Annotated in this window: 16 protein-coding genes and 1 pseudogene; 11 read left to right on the top strand and 6 right to left on the bottom strand. The window is 43.7% G+C overall.

The annotated features are described in order from the left end of the window. Nucleotides 1-48: 48 nt before the first annotated feature. Genes AACS92_RS13200 through AACS92_RS13185 form a run of 4 tightly spaced genes read left to right on the top strand, consistent with a single transcriptional unit; the run spans nt 49 to nt 4,044 of the window. A complete protein-coding gene (locus tag AACS92_RS13200; protein ID WP_241538006.1) occupies nt 49-627 on the top strand; it encodes a flavin reductase family protein in 579 nt (192 codons plus the stop codon). Then, complete coding sequence (locus AACS92_RS13195; RefSeq protein ID WP_099111426.1) at nt 624-1,424, top strand: cyclase family protein; 801 nt, start codon at nt 624-626, stop codon at nt 1,422-1,424. The genes AACS92_RS13200 and AACS92_RS13195 overlap by 4 nt, the downstream gene beginning before the upstream one ends. Next, complete coding sequence (locus AACS92_RS13190) at nt 1,421-3,022, top strand: phytoene desaturase family protein (protein WP_099111425.1); 1,602 nt, start codon at nt 1,421-1,423, stop codon at nt 3,020-3,022. Before AACS92_RS13195 ends, AACS92_RS13190 begins: the two co-directional genes overlap by 4 nt. Before the next feature lie 56 nt (nt 3,023-3,078). Next, on the top strand, nt 3,079-4,044 hold the full coding sequence (locus AACS92_RS13185; protein ID WP_241538005.1) for a SphA family protein: 966 nt from the start codon (nt 3,079-3,081) through the stop codon (nt 4,042-4,044). Nucleotides 4,045-4,162: 118 nt separating this feature from the next. On the opposite strand, the gene AACS92_RS13180 is transcribed toward AACS92_RS13185, so the two are convergent. Genes AACS92_RS13180 through AACS92_RS13170 form a run of 3 tightly spaced genes read right to left on the bottom strand, consistent with a single transcriptional unit; the run spans nt 4,163 to nt 8,409 of the window. Next, nucleotides 4,163-5,950: a hypothetical protein gene (locus AACS92_RS13180; RefSeq protein ID WP_099111424.1), complete on the bottom strand. Its 1,788-nt coding sequence runs from the start codon at nt 5,948-5,950 to the stop codon at nt 4,163-4,165. Nucleotides 5,951-5,975: 25 nt separating this feature from the next. Further along, entirely contained in the window at nt 5,976-8,159 is a 2,184-nt protein-coding gene (locus AACS92_RS13175) for a trypsin-like serine protease (RefSeq protein ID WP_241538008.1), read from the bottom strand. A 13-nt stretch (nt 8,160-8,172) separates the two neighbouring features. Beyond that, complete coding sequence (locus AACS92_RS13170; RefSeq protein ID WP_169926613.1) at nt 8,173-8,409, bottom strand: hypothetical protein; 237 nt, start codon at nt 8,407-8,409, stop codon at nt 8,173-8,175. A 520-nt stretch (nt 8,410-8,929) separates the two neighbouring features. On the opposite strand from AACS92_RS13170, the gene AACS92_RS13165 reads away from it, so the two are divergent. The 4 genes from AACS92_RS13165 (at nt 8,930) to AACS92_RS13150 (ending at nt 13,651) form a co-directional block, all read left to right on the top strand. Further along, the gene (locus tag AACS92_RS13165) at nt 8,930-10,354 is read left to right on the top strand and encodes a gamma-aminobutyraldehyde dehydrogenase (protein WP_206602259.1); all 1,425 of its coding nucleotides are present in this window, start codon (nt 8,930-8,932) and stop codon (nt 10,352-10,354) included. Between the two features lie 16 nt (nt 10,355-10,370). After that, complete coding sequence (locus AACS92_RS13160) at nt 10,371-11,156, top strand: nuclear transport factor 2 family protein (RefSeq protein ID WP_193756982.1); 786 nt, start codon at nt 10,371-10,373, stop codon at nt 11,154-11,156. A gap of 529 nt (nt 11,157-11,685) precedes the next feature. Further along, nucleotides 11,686-12,084, top strand: a complete 399-nt coding sequence (locus AACS92_RS13155; protein ID WP_099111421.1) for a DUF805 domain-containing protein — start codon at nt 11,686-11,688, stop codon at nt 12,082-12,084. Nucleotides 12,085-12,109: 25 nt separating this feature from the next. Continuing rightward, complete coding sequence (locus tag AACS92_RS13150; protein WP_099111420.1) at nt 12,110-13,651, top strand: NAD(P)/FAD-dependent oxidoreductase; 1,542 nt, start codon at nt 12,110-12,112, stop codon at nt 13,649-13,651. A gap of 153 nt (nt 13,652-13,804) precedes the next feature. Here the strand turns inward: AACS92_RS13150 and AACS92_RS13145 are convergent, their stop codons facing one another. Further along, nucleotides 13,805-14,674 carry a phosphatidylinositol-specific phospholipase C gene (locus AACS92_RS13145; protein ID WP_099111419.1) on the bottom strand — a complete coding sequence of 290 codons (870 nt, stop codon included), beginning with the start codon at nt 14,672-14,674 and terminating at the stop codon, nt 13,805-13,807. 524 nt (nt 14,675-15,198) lie between these two features. Between AACS92_RS13145 and AACS92_RS13140 the strand changes: the two genes are divergently transcribed. Both AACS92_RS13140 and AACS92_RS13135 read left to right on the top strand, forming a co-directional pair. Further along, a complete protein-coding gene (locus tag AACS92_RS13140; RefSeq protein WP_099111418.1) occupies nt 15,199-15,561 on the top strand; it encodes a VOC family protein in 363 nt (120 codons plus the stop codon). 444 nt (nt 15,562-16,005) lie between these two features. After that, on the top strand, nt 16,006-16,572 hold the full coding sequence (locus tag AACS92_RS13135) for a hypothetical protein (protein ID WP_099111417.1): 567 nt from the start codon (nt 16,006-16,008) through the stop codon (nt 16,570-16,572). 209 nt (nt 16,573-16,781) lie between these two features. On the opposite strand, the gene AACS92_RS13130 is transcribed toward AACS92_RS13135, so the two are convergent. Next, nucleotides 16,782-17,894 carry a hypothetical protein gene (locus AACS92_RS13130; protein WP_099111416.1) on the bottom strand — a complete coding sequence of 371 codons (1,113 nt, stop codon included), beginning with the start codon at nt 17,892-17,894 and terminating at the stop codon, nt 16,782-16,784. 317 nt (nt 17,895-18,211) lie between these two features. On the opposite strand from AACS92_RS13130, the gene AACS92_RS13125 reads away from it, so the two are divergent. Then, a complete protein-coding gene (locus tag AACS92_RS13125) occupies nt 18,212-23,290 on the top strand; it encodes an RHS repeat-associated core domain-containing protein (RefSeq protein WP_099111415.1) in 5,079 nt (1,692 codons plus the stop codon). A 69-nt stretch (nt 23,291-23,359) separates the two neighbouring features. Here the strand turns inward: AACS92_RS13125 and AACS92_RS13120 are convergent. Continuing rightward, a pseudogene (locus tag AACS92_RS13120) lies at nt 23,360-23,469 on the bottom strand (IS982 family transposase); the annotation flags it as partial.

The raw sequence follows: 23,469 nt of genomic DNA, 5'->3' as shown, positions 1-23,469 counted from the left end.
TTTAACAAGCTACCTGAAAAGCAGGGTTTTAGTGTGGAGAATTTCAGTGTGGAAAAAGTCAACATGACCATGAATATCCAGAACAGCGCAGCAATGTTACCCGGTACTGAATGGGGAATAACCGAATTTGAGGCAAGGGCATTGCGTACCATTCTTGGGAGCTACCCAACCGGTGTTGCCATTGTTGCGACACGAACGGCTGACGGGCGTAATGTAGGTCTGACCATCAATTCCTTTGCATCACTTTCACTGGAGCCACCGCTGATACTCTGGAGCCTGGTCAACCACTCTCCCAATCTGGCTGTATTCCAGAACTGTGAATATTTTACGATTAGCATTCTTAGCTGTGACCATCAGGAACTGGCTCTGCGGTTTGCTAATCCGAGGGTTGAAAACAAGTTTCAGGATATTCCTGTACAAGAGACGCCGGAAGGGATCCCAGCAATTTGTGGCGCAATAGCAACTCTGGTTTGCTCGAATCATCAGCAAACCCATGTCGGTGATCATTTGTTGATGATTGGTCAGGTGAAACGTATTGCCAGCCTCGAAGGTAAGCCGTTGGTTTTTCACTGCGGTATGTTTACGGAGTTGCATGATGTGGGAAACAATCTGGGAGAGGATGCATGAAAAGCCTGCTAAATATGTTCACCACAGCGTTGGATCAGGGGGGAGTGAAGGTGATTGATCTTACACAGACTTTATCGCCTGATTTCCCGGCTTTACAGTTACCTGAACAATATGGGCAAGTCTGGTCATTCAAAATGGAGCGTATTTCTTGTTACGACGAAAACGGGCCGGGCTGGTATTGGAATAATTTCAGTTGTGGAGAGCATACAGGCACCCACTTTGATGCTCCAGCGCATTGGGTCAGCGGCAAAGATTATTCAGATAATACCGTTGATAGCATTCCGCTGCATAATTTTGTGGCACCCGCAGTCGTTGTGGATGCCAGCCAACAAGTGGCAAAAAATCCCGATTGGTTGCTGACCATTGACTTCCTGCTTGAATGGGAAAATCGACACAGGCAGATCCCTGCTGGAGCATGGCTGCTGTTCCGTACTGACTGGTCAAAACGGGCGGATGATCCCGCTGGCTTCCTCAATATGCGTGATGACGGAGCCCATACACCGGGGCCTGATCAGGAAACAGTAGAGTGGCTTATCCATAAACGTAATATCCGGGGCTTTGGGGTGGAAACTATCAATACTGATGCCGGGCAGTCTTATTCATGGCCCGTGGCTTATCCTTGTCACACCCTGATGCACGGAGCAAATAAATACGGTTTGCAATGTCTGAAAAACCTCGATTTATTACCACCAATCGGAACCGTTATTATTGCTGCTCCCCTTAAAATTGAAGGGGGTTCGGGAAGTCCGTTGCGAGTTCTGGCACTGGTTGAACAGCCTGATGGAACACCCCTATGAACAGTTCTAAACCACAAGTCATTATTATCGGCAGTGGAATAAATTCACTGGTATGTGCTGCGCTACTGTCCATCTGGGGAAAATCTGTTCTGGTACTGGAACGGAATGCGGTGCTGGGGGGATGTATCCGCACAGAAGAACTTTTCCCCGGTTATATCCATGATGTGCTCTCCTGCTGGTATCCGCTATTTTTGAGTAGCCCGGCTTATCAGGTACTGAAGCCGGAATTAGAAAAAGCGGGTGTAGAGTTCATACAAAGTGATTATTCCACTGGGCTGGTTCAGCCGAATGGTCGGGGAATTGCGTTAAAGCGGGGCGTTTTACCTGCTGCATTGCAGCTTGATGAAATTGCAGGAAAAGACGGAGAAGCATTTCGCTACATGGTGCAGCAAATTCTTCATGATGATGCTGAATTGGTATTCAGCTTGCTGGGACAAAACCCTTATGGTTTCAGCGTACTCCGGTTACTGTTTAATGAATGGCGAAAACGCGGTATCGATGGGCTGGTGGAATTTGCCGGTCATTCACTGGAAACGTTCCGGCGCTGGTCTGAACGTGAATTGCAGTCCGATTTCATCCGCTCCCTGATTGCGCCATGGGCCTTGCATACCGGTCTGGGGCCGGATGATGCCAGTTCAGCCCTGATTGGAAAACTCACTTTTGCTGCGGTGGTATCGGGAGGAATGCCGGTAGTTAAAGGGGGAAGTATCAGCATTGTTGAAGCGTTGAAAAGGATTATAGAACAGCATGGGGGGCAGCTTCTCACGCATACCAATGTTGATCATATTATCACTCATCAGCGGGGGCGAAAGTGCCGTGCTTCTGGTGTCATCGCCGGGGAAAGGGTTTATCACGCTACTGATGCCGTGGTCTGCAATGTCACTCCGCAACAGCTTTATGGTCACTTACTGGATAATGTTCCTGAGACAGTTCAACAACATGCGCAGGGATATCGCTATGGGCGTGGTGGAATGCAGGTTCACTTTGCCCTGAATTCTCCTCCGTCATGGAGTGAGCCAAAATTATGCCATGTGCCGCTTATTCACTTAACAGAAAGTATGCAAGAAATTTGTCTGTCGGTAACACAGGCTAATAATGGTTATTTGCCGGAACACCCGACATTAGCTATAGGTCAACCGGTTGCGCTTGATCCGGGGCGTGCTCCTGAAGGTGGATGGATTTTATGGATCCAGATGCAGGAGTTGCCCACTCATCTGAAAGGGGATGCACTGGGAGAAATCCCCATTTCCGAAGATGGCAAATGGAATGATGCTGTTCGTGAAGCGTTCGCAGATCGCGTACAGGCTCGTCTGGAGAGAGTAATCCCGGGGTTTTCATCCACCATTGTTGGCCGCAGGGCATATTCTCCGGCAGATTTACAGACACTGAACTGTAATTTAGTGGGGGGAGATCCCTATTCAGGAGTTTGTACCCCTGACCAATTTTTCTGGCTGCGTCCCTTTGCGTCTTCAAAAAGGACGAAAGCACATCAGACTTTTATTCGTAATGTCTTTCATATTGGAGCATCAGCACATCCCGGACCCGGATTAGCAGGAACCTCCGGCTATCTGGTTGCTTGCAGGCTTGCGCGGCACTGATCACATTCATTCCTCATATACGATATCTGTTCACTTCCCATACCGGAGGATCCGTCATGATAAAAATATACACGGCAATAAAAGCAAAACTGATAAACATTGGAATAATAAAGTATCGGAGAGCGACTCAGCTTACCGTTTTATCACTACTTAGTATTTCCGTTATGAGTGCTTTAGTTGTAAGCCATTCTGTTATGGCGACAGAAGGTGGCGGTGTTGGTATCTATCCGGATGGGTTAGATAATTACCTGTCAGGCGCTTTGCCTCCGCCGGGTGTTCATGTACTGCTTTATGGTGGCAATATTCACTATAACCAACTCAGGGGAAATAACGGTTCCCGGCTTCCTGTTCCCGGTTTTAAAGTGAATGTGAATGTTCTTGCTCCCCGGTTAGTTCTGGTCACAGATCAACAAATTATGGGAGGGCAACTGGCCTATCATACTATTGTACCTTTACTGAGTGTGACAGCAGAAGCAGGGGGTAAACGCAGCGACAGTAAAGGGATTGGGGATATCACTTTTGGCCCGGCTCTTGGGTATCATCCGGCTCCGGATTTAGGTTATGTTATCGGTCTTGATATCAGTGCACCAACAGGCAGCTATAATCGCCATGATCCTTCCAGCCCGGGGAAAAATCACTGGGCATTTCAGCCTGTCTGGGCGATAAGCTACTTTCCGGCTTACGGTTACAATACTGACTTAAAAGTGATGTATGACTTTAATCTGAAAAATAAAAAGACCAATACAACATCCGGTCGGGCTTTTCATATAGATTATGCACTGGGCTGGGGATTCGGTAATGGTTTGGTCGCTGGGGTTGGTGGTTATGCATTCCAGCAGGTCACAAATGACAGCGGACCCAATTCAGCACAGGGTAAAGCGAGCGCATTTGGTTTGGGGCCTTCCGTCCGTTACGCTAATGATAAAGGTTTGCTGGTGGCCCTGAAATGGCAAAAAGACCTGATCGTGACTAATCGCCCGGCAGGCTCGCAACTCTTTTTAAAAGTCGCCCTTCCATTTTAAAAATGATCTTTCATGTTTCATCATTATCATCGTGTGCTCCAGTAAAGAAAGTTACCGGCTGACGATGAAGTCAGCCGGTAACTATGCCTATCTCTGTGTTCACTAAAATGGCGCTACATTATAGGTCATTTGTTGAACCAGTAATCGGAGCACTGATGATAGAACCGTATATCTGGACAGCCGTGAAATCTAATCCTCCAGCATTAACGTTGTCCAATGTGCATGACCAAGGCGTAGGGATGTGCAATCCTGAAGAGTTTGTTGTCACATTAACCAGGCACTGAGGCCCTTGTTTAGTGGTAACTTTGACGGTAGCACCCGGAGTTGCTGTTCCAGAGAGGGTTATCTTATCGTTCCGGTCGTTTGAGTCTTTTTGTTTATGCACTAATAGAGGAGCCGCATTTTTGACGCTGAAAGACGTTTTTGCGGGTTCCTGCACTTCCTCTCCGTGGGGGCGATATTGTGTAGCAGTGACGTCCCAGGTAGTTCCTACCTCGGGAATGGGATAGTTGCATCCCCAGGTACTCGTGTCAGAAATGGGGTGCATATCAGGTTGATCGGGAGCTGAGTTTTCTCTGCAGTTGTGAGATTTTAGTATCGTCTTAGAATCTCCGTCCTTCTGTACAAGAAGGTGTACGGTATCGCGAGGGGTTCCCAGTCCATGGATCTGCAAGAACTCACCCCAGTCAGGCACAACTCCATCCACCCCAATCGGATCAATCGAAACCTTAAGCTCTCCGACAGTCAGGTGATAATATCCTGTATTTGTATTGATTTGACTGCCATACCCATTGAAAGTTTGTGTGACGTCCCACTGATAGGTGCCATCAATGAGCGCGGGAAATTTCTTTTTGCAATACCAACCGCCCGATTCATCGGCAGTTGCCGAGCAGCTAAAGGGGGATGCTCCTGCCGGAGTTCCTCCCTCGCGAGGTGTCACGTCGATTTTCGCACCGGGAGTCGCCCGGCCTCTAATCTCATAGGGGCCAAGGGTTTTGAAGATAATTTCGTTATCTCTGGGGGAATGCACCTTTAGCTCCGCAAGGATAGTGTATGGTGTTGAAGAGTGCGAAGAGATACCATCATTCTGAACGGCAACAATCTGAGTTATGCCGTACGGAAGGGAACTCGAAGTGCAAGACCAATTACCATTGTATCCCCCCTGCTTTTGACTGACGGATATGTTCTCGCAGCCGGGGAGTGGATTTCCATGAGGAGATCCTTGATGTAAAGTAATGGTATTTCTGATGTCGCCAATACCGCTGAATTTTGCCTCGTCTTCATACATATAAGTCGCGTTTTCACCTTGCTGGTTGATATGTACGAAGTTGAAGTAGAGCCAAATTTTACCTCCATCGTTATTCGGTGCCTTTTGCCAAACATTCAAACAACTATACTCAGGTTCGGGGAATCCCTCCATTTCGGTGCAATTCGCTCCCGTTACCGGTATACCTAAGGATGAATCAGGGCTTGTTATCTGTGTACGCCATTCTGCGCCAGACCAGTAATACACATGGTCCCAGCGCAGACTAAAGCGACCGGATCCGGTAGGCGCCGGTAAGCCTTCGATCGTTACCTCCCAATCGATATACTTTTCTCTCAATGAACAACCACCAAAAAATGAGTTCGAGTCCTCAAACGTGAAGGTATTTGTCCCGTTGGGCAGAACCGTCTGCTCTCCGCCTGTACTATACATACACGTAGAATTGCTAGGATGGAGAGTGATAGTCTTATCGGAAAAGTTTGTCATAAACATCGTCCAAGTTCCGGCTGCATGTGCAGGCGTAGCATTCAACCCGAAGCCCAGAACTATGGCCATCAACCCGCCTGCCAGAATTCGCAGTAGTGTCGACATGTTGTCTCGTATTGCGGAGTTTTTTACTCCTATTGTCCGATTTTTATTCATTGTTTTACTCCTTCGTTTTCATAGCTCAGTTGACAGATGCGCCGATACTGACGAAGACGGGAAGCGAATAGGTTTCGTGCTCACTTTTGTCGGCGAATGTGGTCTTGATATGAGCGATATACCAGCCTGAATCCTCTTCAGTCGGGTAGGTTTTTTCCTGCCCGAAGACCAGAGTGGCAATGTACTTATGTTCTTTCTCTTTTCCGTATGATTGAAGCGGTAATGAGAATAAGCGGTCGCTAATGTTCGGAGTGTATTTTTGAGTTGCCGGGTCTAATTTTTCCCACATTACCTGTGCATTGGTCGGGGCCGGATAAGCGGTAAATAACACCTCGATTTCCGCATCCCCGGCACTGTTGGTATACCCCACCGCTTCTCCATAGGAGACTGGCGTCTGATCCAGCAATTGTGGTAACACCTGCTCGCTGATGACCACATGTACTGGCTGACTTATGTTTTCACCCAGGTTATTGGTTGCCCGCAGGCGGTACCATCCTGAGTTGTTTTCGGTTGCTGGATCATCCTTTGTTCCGAACACCATCTGCACACTGTTTTGCCCTGACATTCCTACCCACCGGCCACCGGGTATAAACGTCCCGTCCGCGCTATCCGCCCACTCCCATTGCAGGGAACCTTCCTTCTCTTCGGGGTTCACATGGTTGAATAATGCTATCACCGAGCCCGAACCTATAGTCCCAGTGGTGATATAGAGCGTTTCTTCTGGTTTTGGGAACTGGCTGAATAGTATTGGTTTATCGATCTGCACACCGCGTGTGTCTGCATCTGCTGCAAACGGATTGCCGTGTTCATCGGCGCCCACGACAGCAGTGACGTTGGGTAATGTATACAGTGGTAACACGACGACTCGCCACGGGCCTATATCCGTGGCACTGGTCACCTGAAACATGGCTTCGCGCTTGTCCGTATCCGGCAAGTGTGACCACGATGACCACGCACCGCTTGCCGTTTTCCCCTGAAAGAATACGCGATACCCTGCTGCCGGTATGCCCGACGCCGCCAGAGCTTCATCCCAGGATGCGTGAACAGAGTTTTTTCCTGCGTTGTTGGCAGCAATCACTTTCAGGTTAGTGGGCATTGTGTACTTATCTGTAATCGAGCCTACAAGACTGCTCGGCAGGTTAGCCGCTGGAAAGTGATTCTTGCCCACTAATTGGGGTGGGTCTCCAATCAACGGCAACACCGTTGCCCGCCATAATGCACCCTGTTCTACTTTTAGTTCCGCTTTTTCTGCCTGAGGATCAAGGATATCCTTGTATTTCGCACTCGACCATGATGTCCCGTCCTTCACCTCCTGCCAGAACACACGCCAACCGGATAAATCAGGATTTGATATTGAGCTATCGGCTATGCTGGATCTTCCGCTTCCTCCAGACCCTCCTCCATATCGAAAGTGAGCTCTCCTCCAGCTAAGGAAAAAAGTGGCGATTATTATTGCGTATCCTATCGATACTGATTCCAACTGAAGATATTCAATAAGAGCAATGTTATCTTCTAAAGGAGTAAAGTAGATGTGTGTCGGTGTGCTCGATCCTGGCGGCTCTCCCCCAGAGATGAGCCCAATAACTACAGGGCCTCGTTGCGGATCATTAAACATTATAGGTCCACCCGAGTCTCCATACGTAGATGATCCCGTTCCAGGCCCGAAGGCTGCCCACACTTCACGTCCTCCTCTAAGCACATTAGGTTGGACTCTGTCCAGAGTAGCCCGGAACCCGTGAAAGGTATCGGGTGGAATCACAGTATTCGCGCGTCGATCACCTGAGCCGGCCCCAAAGCCAAACCCCATGATTTCAACTGGTGCAATGTTACCATCAGGGGAGATAGGCAGCCGATAGAATAGACCTAACGGTGCATATGACGTTAAGTGAAGGGGGGTACTTAAGCGTAGTGCTATGATATCACCGTCCCTCCCTTCCTCTATAAAATTGTCATACTCGATACTGATACCGTAGTCAGGATTAGCTGGTCTTCCAAGATAATTTCGACGCCAATATATTCTAATGGACAGATCTTCATTAGGATCGTCGTTATCTGGGTATACATGTAAAGCTGTCAAAACTATATGGGGACTGATGGCTATACCGGTTGCCACTCCACGGACTCTTTGATGGGATTCCTCTTCTGTATATCTGATGATTATTCGAACTATCCAGGGATATAATTGAGGGTTTATAGGAGCATGGCTCATAATAACTTCATGATTATTCATGATAATAAGCCTCCTGTATTCTTGGAATAAAAAAGGTAAGAATAAATATTCGGAGCTGGCAAGAGAGTGTTTTATCTGCGACGAGCGGCTGGTAGCCCGTAGAAATACAGCCAGGAACATAAGTTCCAGCATGGCAACTCATCTGACGAGTTTGTTCAGGCTGCATGATTAGTCTTGCAGCGTGAATTTTGCCCTTTACACGGGCATTCAGATAGTAAGTAGGGTGCATTTTGATGTTCTCCGATCAAATAGGTTGGTCAGAGTTGGCTTATCAAAGATAAGTCCATCAAAATTTATATTACATAAGACGTTCATATCGCCCCCTTTTTTGATGAAAATATTTAAAATAAGAATTCTTATTACTTCATCACTAATAGAGAACTGAAATGACAATGAATAATAGCAAATAGGCTATTTTCCTATTTCCGTTAGTATAAAGAAGTCCCACGAACAAACGTAGCTCAAAAAACAATCGATAATTAAAGTTATTTAAGTGTCTCACCACGACTTTTAAGCTGTACCCAGTTATTGGTTCAGCTACACCCACCTCAACATGCCTAAAATCTACGATCCTTCTCACAGATTTGCATAATTTTCCTGCCGGAAATGCCTGAAAGTTACACGTATGTATCTAATGGCCCACATGTTTTTACATTTTTTATACATATTTGACTGCGGCATAACCATTAAATATATTAATTCATAGGTTATATTTTATACATTAACCCTATCAGGAGATAAGCATGTCGATAGCCACTCTCAGGCATTTTATTAATGGACAGTATATTGAATCTAAAGGCTCTGAATATTTTGATTTGATCAGCCCGGTCACGGGTGAATCTTATGCACGTTCTCCTAATGCGAATGCTGAAGATGTTAATAATGCTTATGCATCTGCTAAAGCGGCATTTAAAGTATGGGGCCGGAGTACCCCTTCTGAGCGCCAGAAAGCACTGTTAGCACTGGCTGACTCGGTAGAAAAAAACGCTGAACGTCTGGTTGAGGTGCAAAGCCGCAATACCGGGCAGCTCAAACATCTGATTGCCTCTGAGGAAGTGGCAACTTCGGCTGATCATATCCGTTTTTTCGCTGGTGCAGCCCGCTTTTTGGAAGGTAAGGCAACAGCGGAATATCTTTCCGGTATGACCAGTAGTATCCGACGCGAGCCGCTGGGTGTAGTGGGGCAGGTTACTCCATGGAATTACCCATTAATGATGGCAGCATGGAAGATTGCACCTGCTCTGGCCGCTGGCAATACTATTGTACTTAAGCCGAGTGATACTACGCCGGAGAGCACTTTATTGCTGGCTGAACTGGCTGCACCGTTCTTTCCTGCCGGTACGTTCAACGTAGTACTGGGCAATGCCAGCGCAGGCGCTCTGGTTGTTTCACACAAAACCCCGGCTATGGTTTCCATCACAGGCTCTGTGCGGGCTGGTTTGCAGGTCGCTTCTTCGGCAGCAGCCAATCTCACCAGATCACATCTGGAATTGGGTGGTAAAGCTCCGGTCATTGTTTTTGCCGATGCGGATATGGACAAAGTGGTGGAAACCATTGCTATTGCGGGGTACTTCAACGCCGGTCAGGACTGCACAGCCGCTTCGCGCGTGTTGGTGCATGAATCTGTTTACGATACCTTCGTGACGAAATTAGTCGCGGCAGCTAAAGCAACCCGATTTGGCGATCCTGAAGATGAAGAAGCGCTATATGGGCCACTTAACAATATTCGCCAGCTGGAACAGGTTAAGGGATTTATTGCACGTCGGCCTGCTTATGCCCGTATCGAAACAGGCGGGCGTCAGGCTGAACGTCCGGGATATTACTTTGAACCTACGGTAATCACCGGTCTGGAGCAGCACGATGAAATGATTCAGACCGAAATTTTTGGTCCGGTTATCACGGTACAGAAATTCAAAACAGAAGAAGAAGCGATTGAAAAAGCCAACGACGTGAAATACGGGTTAGCCTCCAGTGTCTGGACCCGTGACCATGCTCGAACATTGCGCCTGTCCCGTGAGCTTGATTTTGGCACGGTCTGGATCAACGCCCATATCCCTCTTACAGCAGAAGCTCCACACGGCGGTTTTAAGCACTCCGGATACGGTAAAGATCTGTCGGCTTATGGTTTCGATGAATATACGCGTATCAAACACGTGATGAGTTCCAACGATTAATGCGGGAGTATCCATAATGAATCAGGCTATAAATCAGGTTATATCTTCACGTGATTTAGTAGCACGTGCCCACCGCGAGCTGTTTACTGACCATGATGTAGAAGCACTTGAACGTTATTTTTCGCCGAATTTCATCGAACATTCCCCGCTAGTCAGAGATGGGCTTGTCGGCCTGCGTGAACTGGTTCAGACACATCCTCAGCTTCACCACGAAGCCCACCGCGTATTACAGGATGGTGATCTGGTCGCTATCCACGGCCGTTTTACGGGGTTAGATACTCAGCCGTTGGTTGGCTTCGATTTGTATCGGGTTGTTGATGGCTTAATCGTGGAGCACTGGGACGGTTTAGTGCCACAGGCTGCACCTAATGCCAGCGGTCGGACTCAGTTAGATGGCCCGACTGAAGCGGGCGACAACCATGACAGGGAAAAAAATCGTAAGTTGGTGGTGAATTTCTTCAGACGTGCTCTGATTGAAGGAGACTATGGTGAATTTATGACCTACACCAATGGTGAGGCATTCCGTCAGCATAGCCCGGATATATCTGATGGTGCGGCAGCGGTTATTGCATTTCTTCAGCAACTGAAAGATGAAGGAAAAGGGCTGCATTATACAAAAATCCACCGCACCGTTGCTGACGGTCAGTTTGTTCTGACTCATTCAGAAGGAAGTATCGCCGGGGAACGTCATAGCTACTTTGAATTGTGGCGTGTTGAGAATGGTAAAGTCGCTGAGCTTTGGGATGCTATCACTCCGGTACCGGAGGATGAGCAAGCATTACATCGTTACGGCATTTTTTAGCGTTACTCTCAGCCTTGCTTGCTGAACGGTGAGAGGAAGGAGCCTCTCAGTAATCCCCGGAAGCATAGATAACCGTATGTTTATAAAAACGATGACTGGGGTTAGCGAGCGCAGACAATAAAGAGGCAACCTGAAAGACGAAGTGTATATATCCTGCTTGAGCGGATTACCCGAATCGAACCTCTGCCGCACAAGCGGAGACTCACAATTCAGGCTGGATGAGTGCCTTGAATAGTATTTTTGTAACGCAAAGGAATTGTTTTCAATGAAATTATTGCCATTTAGTGTACAATATTGACCGCGTTGTATAAGGGAAACAGTCTTACCTGTTACCGGATGGCACAGAAGATGATTACCCGAATTACCATTATCTGCCTGAATATAAAGAAAATATGGATACTGAAATATCATTCGGGCAGAAATCTAATTTCGTGTAATCGCCCGGCGTGGGAACAACATAGTAAATTGCAAAAACATAAACATACATGGAGGTCAGGTGGAACCAGAAGATTTATAAGAGAGGAGAATAATGCATTGGTATTTAAACGTATTAAAGAATTATGCCTGCTTCAGAGGGAGAGCACAGCGTAAGGAGTTTTGGTATTTCATTTTGTTTCAGATTCTGGCAATTCTTATCATTTCTTATCTGGAAAGATTATTTGCTGTTGCTAATCCCGAAATCTATATGGGCTGGTTCAGCTCCATTTATCTACTACTCACATTTTTGCCAGCGCTGGCAGTAGGTGCACGTCGATTGCACGATATCAACTGTAGTGGCTGGTGGCTACTTTTACATCTTATCCCGTTTGTTGGCACTGTTATTTTATTGATTCTCGCCACTTTGAAAGGATCGGCGGGTAGCAATAAATACGGCTCAGAGAGCTGGATTCACTCACAAGAAAATACCCCGGATCAGGTTAACGGGTGATTTCAGGTCATACAGGAGCGCTAAAATGACAATGAACAGAAGAGATTTTATTTCTAATACAGCAACGCTTGCAGGTGCGGGCGTGCTTTCTTCCCTATTTCCCTCGACGTCTTTACTTGCCGGAGAATTAACCAAAGTTGGTACTCTGGCCGCCGGTATTGAACAACTCCGGCCAAAGCTATTACAGGATGCACAGGCCAGACCTAGCCGTCTGGGGCTGGATCCCCGCATCTGGAACTGGCACAGAGACATAGCTGCTATCGACATGCCAGCTAACTACTATGAGGCTTCTCTGGCTGACTGGCCAGCTTTTGGCAGCCTTCCCGGTGATCAAAGCTGTGAGGTTGTTGTTATTGGTGGCGGATTGCTGGGTGTTTCCACGGCGTTACATCTGGCTGAGGCTGGTGTGGATGTCATTCTGGTTGAAAAAGATAATATTGGCTCAGGAGCTTCCGGACGTAACGGGGGGCAGATGACGCCCGGAATTGCCCGCTGGTCAGCTGAAACTATACTGGAAAAATTTTCACCTGAAGAAGCCAGACGCTTATGGCAATTTACATCGGTTGAAGCAATGGATCTCGTGGATGAACTTCGTTCACGTTACAGTTTTGAATGTGACCGTAAATATGGCCATATTACGGCGGCGATCCATCCGGGTCACATGGGGCCATTAGTGGCTAATGCCGATGCACGTCGTCGATTGGGCGATAAAATGGTGAAGGTTATTGGCCCATACGAATTACAAGAAGAGTATGTGCGTTCGGATATTTATCATGGTGCCAATATCGACAGTATCAGCGGACAGGTTCAGCCCCTCGCGTTATTACGGGGTCTGGCATATGGTTTTGCCGGGCTTGGAGGGCGAATATATGACAACACAAAAGTGACCGGTATCAGGCAGGAAGAGCGTGGTGCGGTTATTGAAACCAGTCAGGGAACTATCAGGGCGAGTAAAGCCGTGGTGCTTGGGGTTCATGCCTCTACGGGAGAGTTTATCTCCGGTTCTTCTACTACTGTGCCTTTTTTCACCTATGTGGCGGTCACTTCTCCGTTGCCGATACCTATCAAAGAATTACTCCCATCAGATCTCCCGGTTTATGATACACAGTTACAGATAGATTATTATCGTTCGGTGCGCAACAACCGCTTGCTGTTTGGTGGGCAGGGCACGGGTAACTCCTGGTCATCCCGTGATGTAAACAACTATTTGCTCGATCGTATCAGAACTGTGTTTCCGCAGCTGGAGAAACCCGAGCTGGAATATTCTTGGGGCGGGATCAGTGACCTGACCCTGAATGGTGCGGCTGATGCCCGTAAAAGCGATGATAACACCCCTGTATACATGGTACATGGCTGGAGTGGTCATGGTGTAGCGCAGACGGTACGCATTGGTAAAGCAATCAGTGACGATTTCACTGGCCGCAATCGGGATTTTAACATGCTGACCAGCATTGACCACACGAGCATTCCATTGGGTTCCTATTTCTCCCCGGTGGTTATTCCGTTGATTAAGGGTGCTCTGGGAGTCATGAGTACATTTAATCCGGCAGATATGGTTTCCTTTTAAATATTTAAGAATGGAAACTGAAGATTAGAGGCTATTGACGTTTTACGTTTACAATTTATTTAACTCATACTGAACTTAAAGCGACAATCTGATAATAATAAACGCCAGTAATTGATATACTGGCGTCATTGTGTTCCAATTTATTAATACTATTCATGTTTTTTTAAAATTACTATCGATTATCACACTAATAACATTACCTGTTAAATTGGGAAAATCCATCGGTATGATTCCAATGCCAAGTCCAGATACGTCGTCTCCTTCCTGTAACATCTTAATAAAAGAACCATTCATAATATAAGCCATCTTTTTTATTGTCCAATGAAGAGGATTCCCTTGAATACTTAAAAAATTAATAAAAAAATCTTTACCACCATTGGAGTAATTTTCGAGAGTTAAACGGAAGTGCTCAGAGATAGCTTCCCATTTTTCAAATGCACCCTTTGCATCATAATCATCTTGTATTTTAAATATATTCCAAAGAATCCCCGGTAATCCTGAGACATTTGAGATAATAACGATTTTTCCTCTGACCTGTCCCAAGGATGGAATATCTGAATCCAGATACATGTATGGATGGAATTTTCCATAATGATCATTAAAAATAGCAATAAAATCTTTATCGCTGACTGTGGAGTATTCCTGTTTCACCCGCATGAAAATAGTTTCTGAAGGGTGTGATGATAAGAAATTAATACATTCAATTAAAACGTCACCAAAATTTATTTGCTGATAAACCATTTCATGATGAATTGTAAATACACCATCAATAGCTCTGCATCTTATATCCAGAAATCTTATCCCATCCTGTAGTTGTTGTTCCACAGTACTTTTCTGACAAATAATTACTCCTAATATATCTCCGTCTGGTGAATAAGTTGCACATGATTCGTGAGTTCCTGGAATGGATAATAAAGCAGTGGACTTTTTGTCATCGATGTTTTTCATCCATGTCGTAGGTTCCCATGTAATTTTTTTATTATCTGTGTAATCAAAATTTACTGTTTTTTTATTTTTTTTCATAAAAACCTCTATATAATTATGATGATGAAAATAAAATTACATCATTGATGAAGTCAGATGTTTTTACAGAGTGACTTTAACTGTTTTTATTTAATTAATAGGGAGTTATAGATATATCTGTGTTAATTTTTTGTTTTTTTGATTTCCCATTAACTTATCAGATGGAAGGGTTTATCTTTGTTCCTTTTATTATAGCAAAAAATATAAATTACAAATAAAAAGCACTATGATTTGTCGTTACTATAAAAATAGTTACATGTAAATTATAGTGTTATTTTATTATTATTTCTCATTAATTTTTAGCATGGTTATGATAACAAAGTGATATTTGTTGAAGGTGATTTAAAAGGTTTCATATTAATAAACATTAATCTTTATATTACAAATAATATGATCAAGTACTCAACAACAACCGAATAAAGTCGATGGTTATTGAGTTTGTTATTGCCAATTATCACACTTGTCGTTACGAGGAAACTAGAAACCTATTAGTATATAGCCGCTATCTTTCAGGAGAACTTATCATGACTTTATTAAAGATAGACCATGTTCAGCTCGCGATGCCTAAAGGAGAAGAAGAGACAGCCCGTAAATTTTATATCGATATTCTCGGATTGGCTGAGATACAAAAGCCGGCAAACTTGGCTAAACGCGGCGGTTGTTGGTTTATCAGTGGTGAAGTTCAGGTTCATTTAGGCGTGCAGGAAGATTTTTATCCCGGAACTAAAGCACACCCTGCTTTTCTGGTTGATAACCTGAATCAGTTACGGAGATTGTGTACTGATGCCGGGTACACATGTCAGGATGATATACCCATTGAAGGGTTTAATCGCTTTCATGTTTATGACCCGTTTGGTAATAGAATTGAGATTATGGAAATATCTTGATGACTCCTGTGGTAGTCAATAAATTCAAGTAAGTAAAAACGAACGGAAAATATACCTTACCTTACCTTATTTGACTGGGTAGGGTATCTATTTATTTATAGAATAAAGAAAAGTAATCATGCAATAAAATATAGAATCACAATATAATTTTTCATTCTATATAATTAATGTTCAGAATTCTTTTTTGCTGATAGCATCTTTAAATAGTATAGCGCGTGAGTGATGTTTTTATTTGCGCAGAATATATTTTCACATAACAGTTAAATTTATCAAAGATGATTTTTACATTTTCTAATGTAAATTAACCAAATGATTTTATTTATTATAATAAATACACTTTATTTTTACGCTATGTGATTTTTATATAATGCTCTTTTAATTTTCTATGGAGGTTGTTTTTATTTGGTTGTTTATAATGTATTTATCCTATATTTGGGGGTGTATATGATATTAAATAAAGTGAAATCATTTGTAATGTTTTTTATTATGATAATTTTCGTTTCTAATGGAGTAAAAGCAGAAATAGGTAATGTTATACCTGATGGGAAAAATAATCAGGAGCAAGGAGCTAAGCCTATTAGCAATTTTTCATCCAATGGAGTTCTTCTAACATTTTTAAATGGTGGTGACTATGGTCCACTGGATATTGAAGCTATAGATAAACATTGCATAGATTCATCGTTTACATCTGTTCATATGAAATCAAAAGATCTTAAATTAGAAGGCATAAAATATGATGATACTGGTAATTGTGCCGGTGAAGATAAATATATTACTTGGAAGATAAAAAGTGATTCTTCTAGTAAAATGTGTAATATTAGGTTGCTTAAACAGTATGATGGGAATGCGTGGTGGCGTAATGTTATTGAAACAAAAGATATTACAGCAACTAACGCTCCTCATATAACTGGATGTGATATGGAAATTACCGCTACATGCGATTTTAAAAATTGTTTTAATAATCTTGTTAATGAATCTCACGTTATTACAATAGAAGTTAAGGAGAAATAAGCTCCTCCGTCTACAGACTCCGGAGGTGATGATCCCGATGGGCATCATGGCGGACTGGGTATTAGTGGCTGTGACGAGAACCATCCGTGGACGTGTCATGATTGTCCACCTCACGCTATTTGTAATCGATAATCAGCCAATAATAGTTAGCTCTAGTATATTAACCAACCGCCGATAACTCGGCGGTTGTATTTAAATTAAATTATTACTCAGTCATTGTCTGCATCTTGTAGATAAAAAGATTGATTATCTTTATTTATGATTACACGCATATGGCCGGATCTGTTTCCATAAACATCATGGAAGTAAAAATTTGGTTTGTCAGATTTAGATTTTTCTGTTTCCCAGAAATATTCTTGTGGAGACTCGAAATATAATTTAGTAATACTCACCACATCAGAATGAGGATTTAAGATATCTAAATGTACTTGTGGTGATCCTGTAGATAACGTAACTGCAGAAGGATAAAAGTCATGGGGAGTATCAGTAACACTTTTACTGATATCAGGATGCCCAACAAGTTTGTTTTTTTCTTGATATGTACCCCAAATAAAGAAAAGATAGAGATTATCTTGATTAACAAGGTAACTAAATCTACGGAATTCCATATTGCTTGGTTCATCATTATTAACCGTCTTCCAGACATAAGCATCTTTGATTTTAAATCCATTTTTAGATTTTATATAATAATTTGTCTGAGACCATTTGTAATAATAATTATCATTACTCAATGTCTCTATGTTTGGAATGTAACGAACTACGTTAAATTTATATTTACCCGATGTAATATGCTCCGGCTTTTCAATAATGAGATCATCAGAGTTATAAGTAATTGGTTGATAACCAATAACAATAACTCTTGAATCGAAAGATGTACCTGCCAGAGTATTATACGTTTTACCATTCAGTTTAATCTGTGCACCGATTTGCATTTCCTCAACATGACTTGTTGTGACCCAATAAATTTTATGCTGGAAAATATCATCTTTGTTTTCTTCATGTAATGAATAAAATATCTCTTGAGATGACTGGTTAGGAAATACGTGATTGTATTTATTTTCTCTATCATTGTATATCCATCCATTTGATAATTCCTTACCAGTAGAATAATTAATTAATTTAATACTCTCCAGCTGTTCATCAGATAGTATGACTTGTTTGTCACTATCATTTACTGCTCTAATCAAAATCCTGATACCAATTTGCATTTTTCCATTGGCATACACGCTATCTTCTTTATTCCCGGAAGTTAAATAAATTTGGAATTTATTTAATCCTTTAATGTTTGATTCTTGGTCATTTTTTTGTTTTTTTGATTTCATTTTTAACTCCTGCTTTTTAATAAAATAATGGGTTAATAAATGGTTTTTGTAATAATTTATCATGGATTTAATTAATTTCACTTATAGTGTAATTAATTATTTTTTATATTTTTTTATTGGTTTAAATCTTATTTTTAATGTGCTAAATATTGTTTGTTTTACTCTAAATTTAAAGAGGTGGAATGCTATTGTTATAAGGGAAATATGTGATAGATTTGTTTTTGTTGTCATTTTTATTAAATAATCATACTTATACATTGATATTAAATAGAAAACAACCCAGTTAACATATAATAAAATTTAATAGAGGTATTACTATGCAGGATTCTTTTTTTTTACATGCCCACAATTTTCAAAGTGCAGCAGCTGGCCGAGTTGATCCACGGACCGGATTGTTTAATTATTTAATGCCAGTGGCACATCTTGTTGGTAATAATCATCTTGGGCCAGAACAGTCTATTTCACTCATGTATAACCCGTTAAATACTGAGAATATTGGTTTTGGTATTGGTTTTGTACAGGCTTTCACGCAGTATGATACTATAAATCGATTATTAATGCTTTCAACTGGCGAACGCTATAAAGTAGACGAAACGGATGATAAGGTCTTTTTGCAACAATATAAACAGAATGCTGTTCGTGTTGAAAAAGATAACGCTAAGAATGTTTATCGTGTGATCCATAAATCCGGTATGGTTGAAATATTAACTGGGCCAGAGGACGTTTCTAATATTAAGGTGACTAAAAAAATTATTAATCCTCTCGGTTATACTTTAAAATTTAACTGGAGTTATGATTTTGGTTCTGTTCCGCGCCTTATTTCAATCGCTGATGAAGAACACATTCTCTTAAAAATTCACTATGAGCCGGATGATTATACGCGTATTACTGTCTGGCCAACAATGTCTGAGTCTTATGATATTCGATTAGTCTTTGAGAATGATTATGTAGCCAGTGTTGAAAATCACGCGGGTAGTTCCATATTGAAATGGGAAATGCAATATGACGATAATAACCACTTCTTAATTCAAGTATCTTCGCCGACAGGGTCAAAAGAATGGGTTCATTATGATCCGGATGGTCATCAGTTTCCTCAGGCGGCTAATTTACCCACTCTTCCTTATGTAGTCAGATATACTCAATCGGCCGGACAGGGAGCCGATATTGTACGGACTTACCAATATACCAATACGAATTTTCTCGGTTATGGAGGGCAGGGGGATTGGAACAGTGATGACGACTACCTCTACGGTGTGCTAGCAGATTACCAGTATGGTTCGACTGAAAGTACTGGAGAAGGTTCGACTCTACGAAGTATCACACGGAGTTATAACAATTACCATTTGCTGATTTCGGAAACCACACAGCAAGGGCAGTGTAAACGGACCCATCAGACCGATTATTATGCAAAAATTGGCCCGTTTGATAAGCAACCCTCCCAGTTTCAGTTGCCAAAATCGGCCACAGTCAGCTTCAATGATAAAGTGACGGAGACCGTGCAGACACGGTTTGACGTAGCGGGAAACCCCATCATGCAGATTGCTGAAGATGGCACTCGCACAGACTGGGAATATTACCCCGCCGAGGGGGAAAAGGGGGCTTGCCCGGCTTCACCTTATGGTTTTGTGTGCTTTGTCAAATCTAAAAAAATCACCCCCGGTCAGTCAGTCCCTGCTGGAGCTTATGACGATGCTCCTAGTCATACAGTAAAGTATAAATATGCCACATTGCCAACACGCTCAGGGGCTCCGGCGAAATATGCTGTGGTAGGAGTGCATCAGGCATGGTACAGCGCAGATCAGTTACTGCATGAAATCCACCAAGACTATGTTAATGATGTCACTTCCCCGGAACATGGGCGTGTTCAGCATATTGATGAGAAAGTGCATACCTCGCAGGATGACGCACAAGGTGCTGAAGGGAAGGTATGGTGCACCTCTCAGTCAATAAGTTATACCGTGCAAAAGGAAGCCCTGATAAAAAGTGTGACATGGAAAGGACATAACTATAAACAAGACCAACTCAGTATTACGACGCAACATAAAAAATCACGCTTTAGTGGCAAGCTATGGCATCAGGCTGATGCTCATGGAAATACGGCGAGTTATCACTATGATGGCATCGGGCGCATTCTGAAACATATTAGTAATGTAAAGACGCCGTATGCTCAGGAAATTAATTATATTTATGATATTGAAAAGTCGGGTTCGGTGACGGCCATTCAAACGGATGTGTGGGGAAACCAGAGCCGTACCCGGTTGGATGGGTTAGGGCGCGCCTATCAGCAGGAAATACTGGAGAAAGGAAAAGAAGCTCAGGGTTGGCAGCTTGTCTCTGAAATTGAGCATGACAGCTGGGGGCGGGTTATTCACAAAACGCACTATGATTGGCTACCGATGAGCAGTGATCCAGAAAGTGTAACCAAGGTGTCAGTCAGTCAGCACACTGAATATGATGACTGGGGTCATGCTTATCGGGTTATTCAGGACTCGGGCGAACGTATTCATCAGGATTATGATCCAGTGACCCGCACCCTGAAAAAAACGATACAGGCAAAAGGACTCAATTTTAGCAGCAGTATTGTGCAGTATGATAAACGCCACCATCCTGTCACCATCACGCAGTATGACAGTCAAGGCAAGCAGTATAGCCAGCAATCTCACCATTACGATGGTTTAGGGCGCTTGCGGGCGAGCATTGATGCATTAGGGCAAAAGACCGAGTACATGTATGATGCCTTTTCGCGGATTAAAGCCATCAAGCAGCCTGACGGTACGGTGGTGCGAAAATCTTATGCGCCTTTTAGCACGGGCAGTTTATTGACCCAAATTGCGGTGGATTCACATGTTCTGGGTACCCGTGATTACGATAGCCTGCATCGGAATACTTTAACCATAATTGGTGGCCGCACTTATAGCGCCACCTACCAGGGCACAGCGCCTGTTCCTGAGATAATCACCAGTCCTACAGGACAGACGGTGAAGCATCAATATGAACCGTTGCTTGGCAATGTCTTGGCGAAAGTGGAGGCTGGTGAGATACAACAGGACTTTCAATATGATGCTACAACAGGTGTGATGACCCAATCTTCGGCTTCGCATGAATTCACCCATGGTTTCAGTTATACCGCTTCCGGTCAGTTACAGGCGGAAACCTTCCGTTTTGACGATGTGGATGCGGGCACTGTGCGGAAAACGGAATACACCTATTCTCCCAACGGTCGGATGACGGGATACTGTGATATCACCGGAAAAACCCGCTCTATGGCCTTTGATAAATATGGCCGCCCCAGCGCTGTCACTGATCCTGATATAGGGATAGATATCCAGTATGATGCCGCCAGTCGTGTGAATAGCTGGGTTGTTAATGACCGGCAGAATAATCAGAAACTCACGACAGCTTTACGGTTTGATGACTTCGGGCGTGAGATACATCGCCAAATCCAGACGGAAACCGATACACTGACCCTTAAGCAGCAGTTCAATGTTAACGGGCAGGTCCTGACTCGCACAACGCACTCACTTCAATCGGGGATGTTACGACAGGAAAGCTATGCCTATGATCCGGCCCGAAATTGGTTAACGGAATATCGCTGCTCCGGCGCAGAACGTCCCCGCGATGCTTACGGATTCCCTATTGCCGAACAGCGTTTTACCTATGATGTCTTAGGCAATATCCTGACCTGTATGACCACCCATGATGATGGCAGCAGCGATACGGCCACGTTTACTTATAGCTTGGTCGATCCCTGTCAACTGATCCGTATTACCCATACTCACCCCGGTTATCCCCTCACTATCTCTCTGATGTATGACAAAGCCGGACACCTGATTCAGGGGGAAGGCAGCCGTCATTTAACCTATGACACGTTAGGCCGTCTGGCCTCAGTGCGTTTAAATGGCGCTGTCAGCCAGTATCACTATGACGCGGGTAATCGTCTGGTACTGCAACGGGCAGGAGCCGATAAAACCCATGAATTGTATTATATTGGTCAGGCCCGTGTAGCTGAAATTCAGCGGGAAGGCAATATTGTGAAGCGGTTGCTTCGCTCACAGGGGGAAATGGTTGCAACGGTTATCGACGGGGAGACACACCTACTGGGCGTGGATGGGCATAGTAGTGTGCTGGTGAGCAACAAGGGTGATGGTACGCAAACTCGTTATCGTTATTCTCCTTATGGTCAGCAGGCAGAAGATGAACGTCATGCAGATCTTCCTGCCTATAATGGTGAGCGGCTTGATCCGATAGGTGGTGATTATCACCTAGGGAATGGCTATCGGGCTTATAACCCGGTGCTGATGCGTTTTACAGCACCGGACAGCCTAAGCCCATTTGGTGCAGGGGGTATCAATAGTTATGCTTATTGTCTGGGTGATCCCATTAACCGAACTGACCCCAGCGGGCATATGAGCGTGGGCGATATTTTTGGATTAATTTTTGGCACTATTGGGTTACTTTTTGGGATTATAACGGCTATCCCATCGTTGGGGGCATCACTGGGCTTAGGGACAGTAATAACCGGAGTCGGACTTGCTGCTGATGCAACAGGGATTGCTAGTTCGGCTACTGAAGACAGTAATCCTCATGCTTCTGCCGCTCTGGGCTGGGTCTCCATGGGATTAGGGATACTTAGTCTGGTTGGTGGTGTTGCCGGTATTGTGCAAGGTGTTCGGAAAGTGGTAACTCGTGTAGATAACAGTTTTAGTGAGGGATTGAGTGGAAGACAGCTTGGGGATCCAAGGGTAAGAGATGGGTTGTACGGGCTGGGGATACCAGCAAATAATGCGCGTAACGCTTTTGATAGATATCAAAATCAAGGATTCATTAGAGAAGTTGAATCTCCACCGGGGAGCGGAATATCTACTCTGCAACTTAATGCTACTGTTGGGAATCAAGCGTTGATAGGGCGAAACATGACAGACTATATGAGAGATACATTGAGATTTGACGTAGTAGGAGGACCAAGAGCTACACTATTACTTAATAATAGCGCAACTTTTGACCTTGGAAATAATATTAGTCATGTTGCACATGTAAATATTACAACCGATATCTATAAAGATTTATACGCGCCATTTCTCGAGCGCAATACTATAATAACTGCTCTAGATAATACTCCTATTACTGAGATCAATTTAAATCGCTATACTTTTGATAGGCATTTTGCCAGTAGAACTCATATTGAAGCAGAGGATATGGAGGTTATGTCCGCTAGATGGGCGCAATTCAGATTTGACAAGGATTTTGAGGTATGGACAACAGGTTATCTGAGAAACAGATTCCCCAATACTATGGGGCCGGACGGACCAGCATTCGTAAGGCGGCGGCTGGATTCTGTAACTGAGGCGACTATGCATAGATTATTTAATTACATGATGGATGGCAACTATAACTAATAAATGAAACTAAAAATTGGCTAAAAGATTAGTGTGTTGTGTTAGGAACATAATTAACCCCAATTCCGCTTAAGCTATTGCTGAAATATCTTCTTCTGAGTAGAAAATTTTCAGTGATGGCTTTTTCTCTTTAAGGCAGTAAGCAATCAATCCCGTTAAAATGGTTAACAAAAAACCGG

The sequence above is a fragment of the Xenorhabdus sp. KJ12.1 genome, from assembly GCF_963876495.1.
GTDB lineage: Bacteria > Pseudomonadota > Gammaproteobacteria > Enterobacterales > Enterobacteriaceae > Xenorhabdus > Xenorhabdus stockiae.
This window is presented reverse-complemented; position numbering and strand designations above follow the sequence as displayed.

Excerpts from the sequence above, each read along its gene's own strand:
- AACS92_RS13195 (WP_099111426.1), top strand. The coding sequence starts at position 624 with ATGAAAAGCCTGCTAAATATGTTCACCACAGCGTTGGATCAGGGGGGA.
- AACS92_RS13190 (WP_099111425.1), top strand. The coding sequence starts at position 1,421 with ATGAACAGTTCTAAACCACAAGTCATTATTATCGGCAGTGGAATAAAT.
- AACS92_RS13185 (WP_241538005.1), top strand. The coding sequence starts at position 3,079 with ATGATAAAAATATACACGGCAATAAAAGCAAAACTGATAAACATTGGA.
- AACS92_RS13180 (WP_099111424.1), bottom strand. The coding sequence starts at position 5,950 with ATGAATAAAAATCGGACAATAGGAGTAAAAAACTCCGCAATACGAGAC.
- AACS92_RS13175 (WP_241538008.1), bottom strand. The coding sequence starts at position 8,159 with ATGAGCCATGCTCCTATAAACCCTCAATTATATCCCTGGATAGTTCGA.
- AACS92_RS13170 (WP_169926613.1), bottom strand. The coding sequence starts at position 8,409 with ATGCACCCTACTTACTATCTGAATGCCCGTGTAAAGGGCAAAATTCAC.
- AACS92_RS13160 (WP_193756982.1), top strand. The coding sequence starts at position 10,371 with ATGAATCAGGCTATAAATCAGGTTATATCTTCACGTGATTTAGTAGCA.
- AACS92_RS13155 (WP_099111421.1), top strand. The coding sequence starts at position 11,686 with ATGCATTGGTATTTAAACGTATTAAAGAATTATGCCTGCTTCAGAGGG.
- AACS92_RS13150 (WP_099111420.1), top strand. The coding sequence starts at position 12,110 with ATGACAATGAACAGAAGAGATTTTATTTCTAATACAGCAACGCTTGCA.
- AACS92_RS13145 (WP_099111419.1), bottom strand. The coding sequence starts at position 14,674 with ATGAAAAAAAATAAAAAAACAGTAAATTTTGATTACACAGATAATAAA.
- AACS92_RS13140 (WP_099111418.1), top strand. The coding sequence starts at position 15,199 with ATGACTTTATTAAAGATAGACCATGTTCAGCTCGCGATGCCTAAAGGA.
- AACS92_RS13135 (WP_099111417.1), top strand. The coding sequence starts at position 16,006 with ATGATATTAAATAAAGTGAAATCATTTGTAATGTTTTTTATTATGATA.
- AACS92_RS13130 (WP_099111416.1), bottom strand. The coding sequence starts at position 17,894 with ATGAAATCAAAAAAACAAAAAAATGACCAAGAATCAAACATTAAAGGA.
- AACS92_RS13125 (WP_099111415.1), top strand. The coding sequence starts at position 18,212 with ATGCAGGATTCTTTTTTTTTACATGCCCACAATTTTCAAAGTGCAGCA.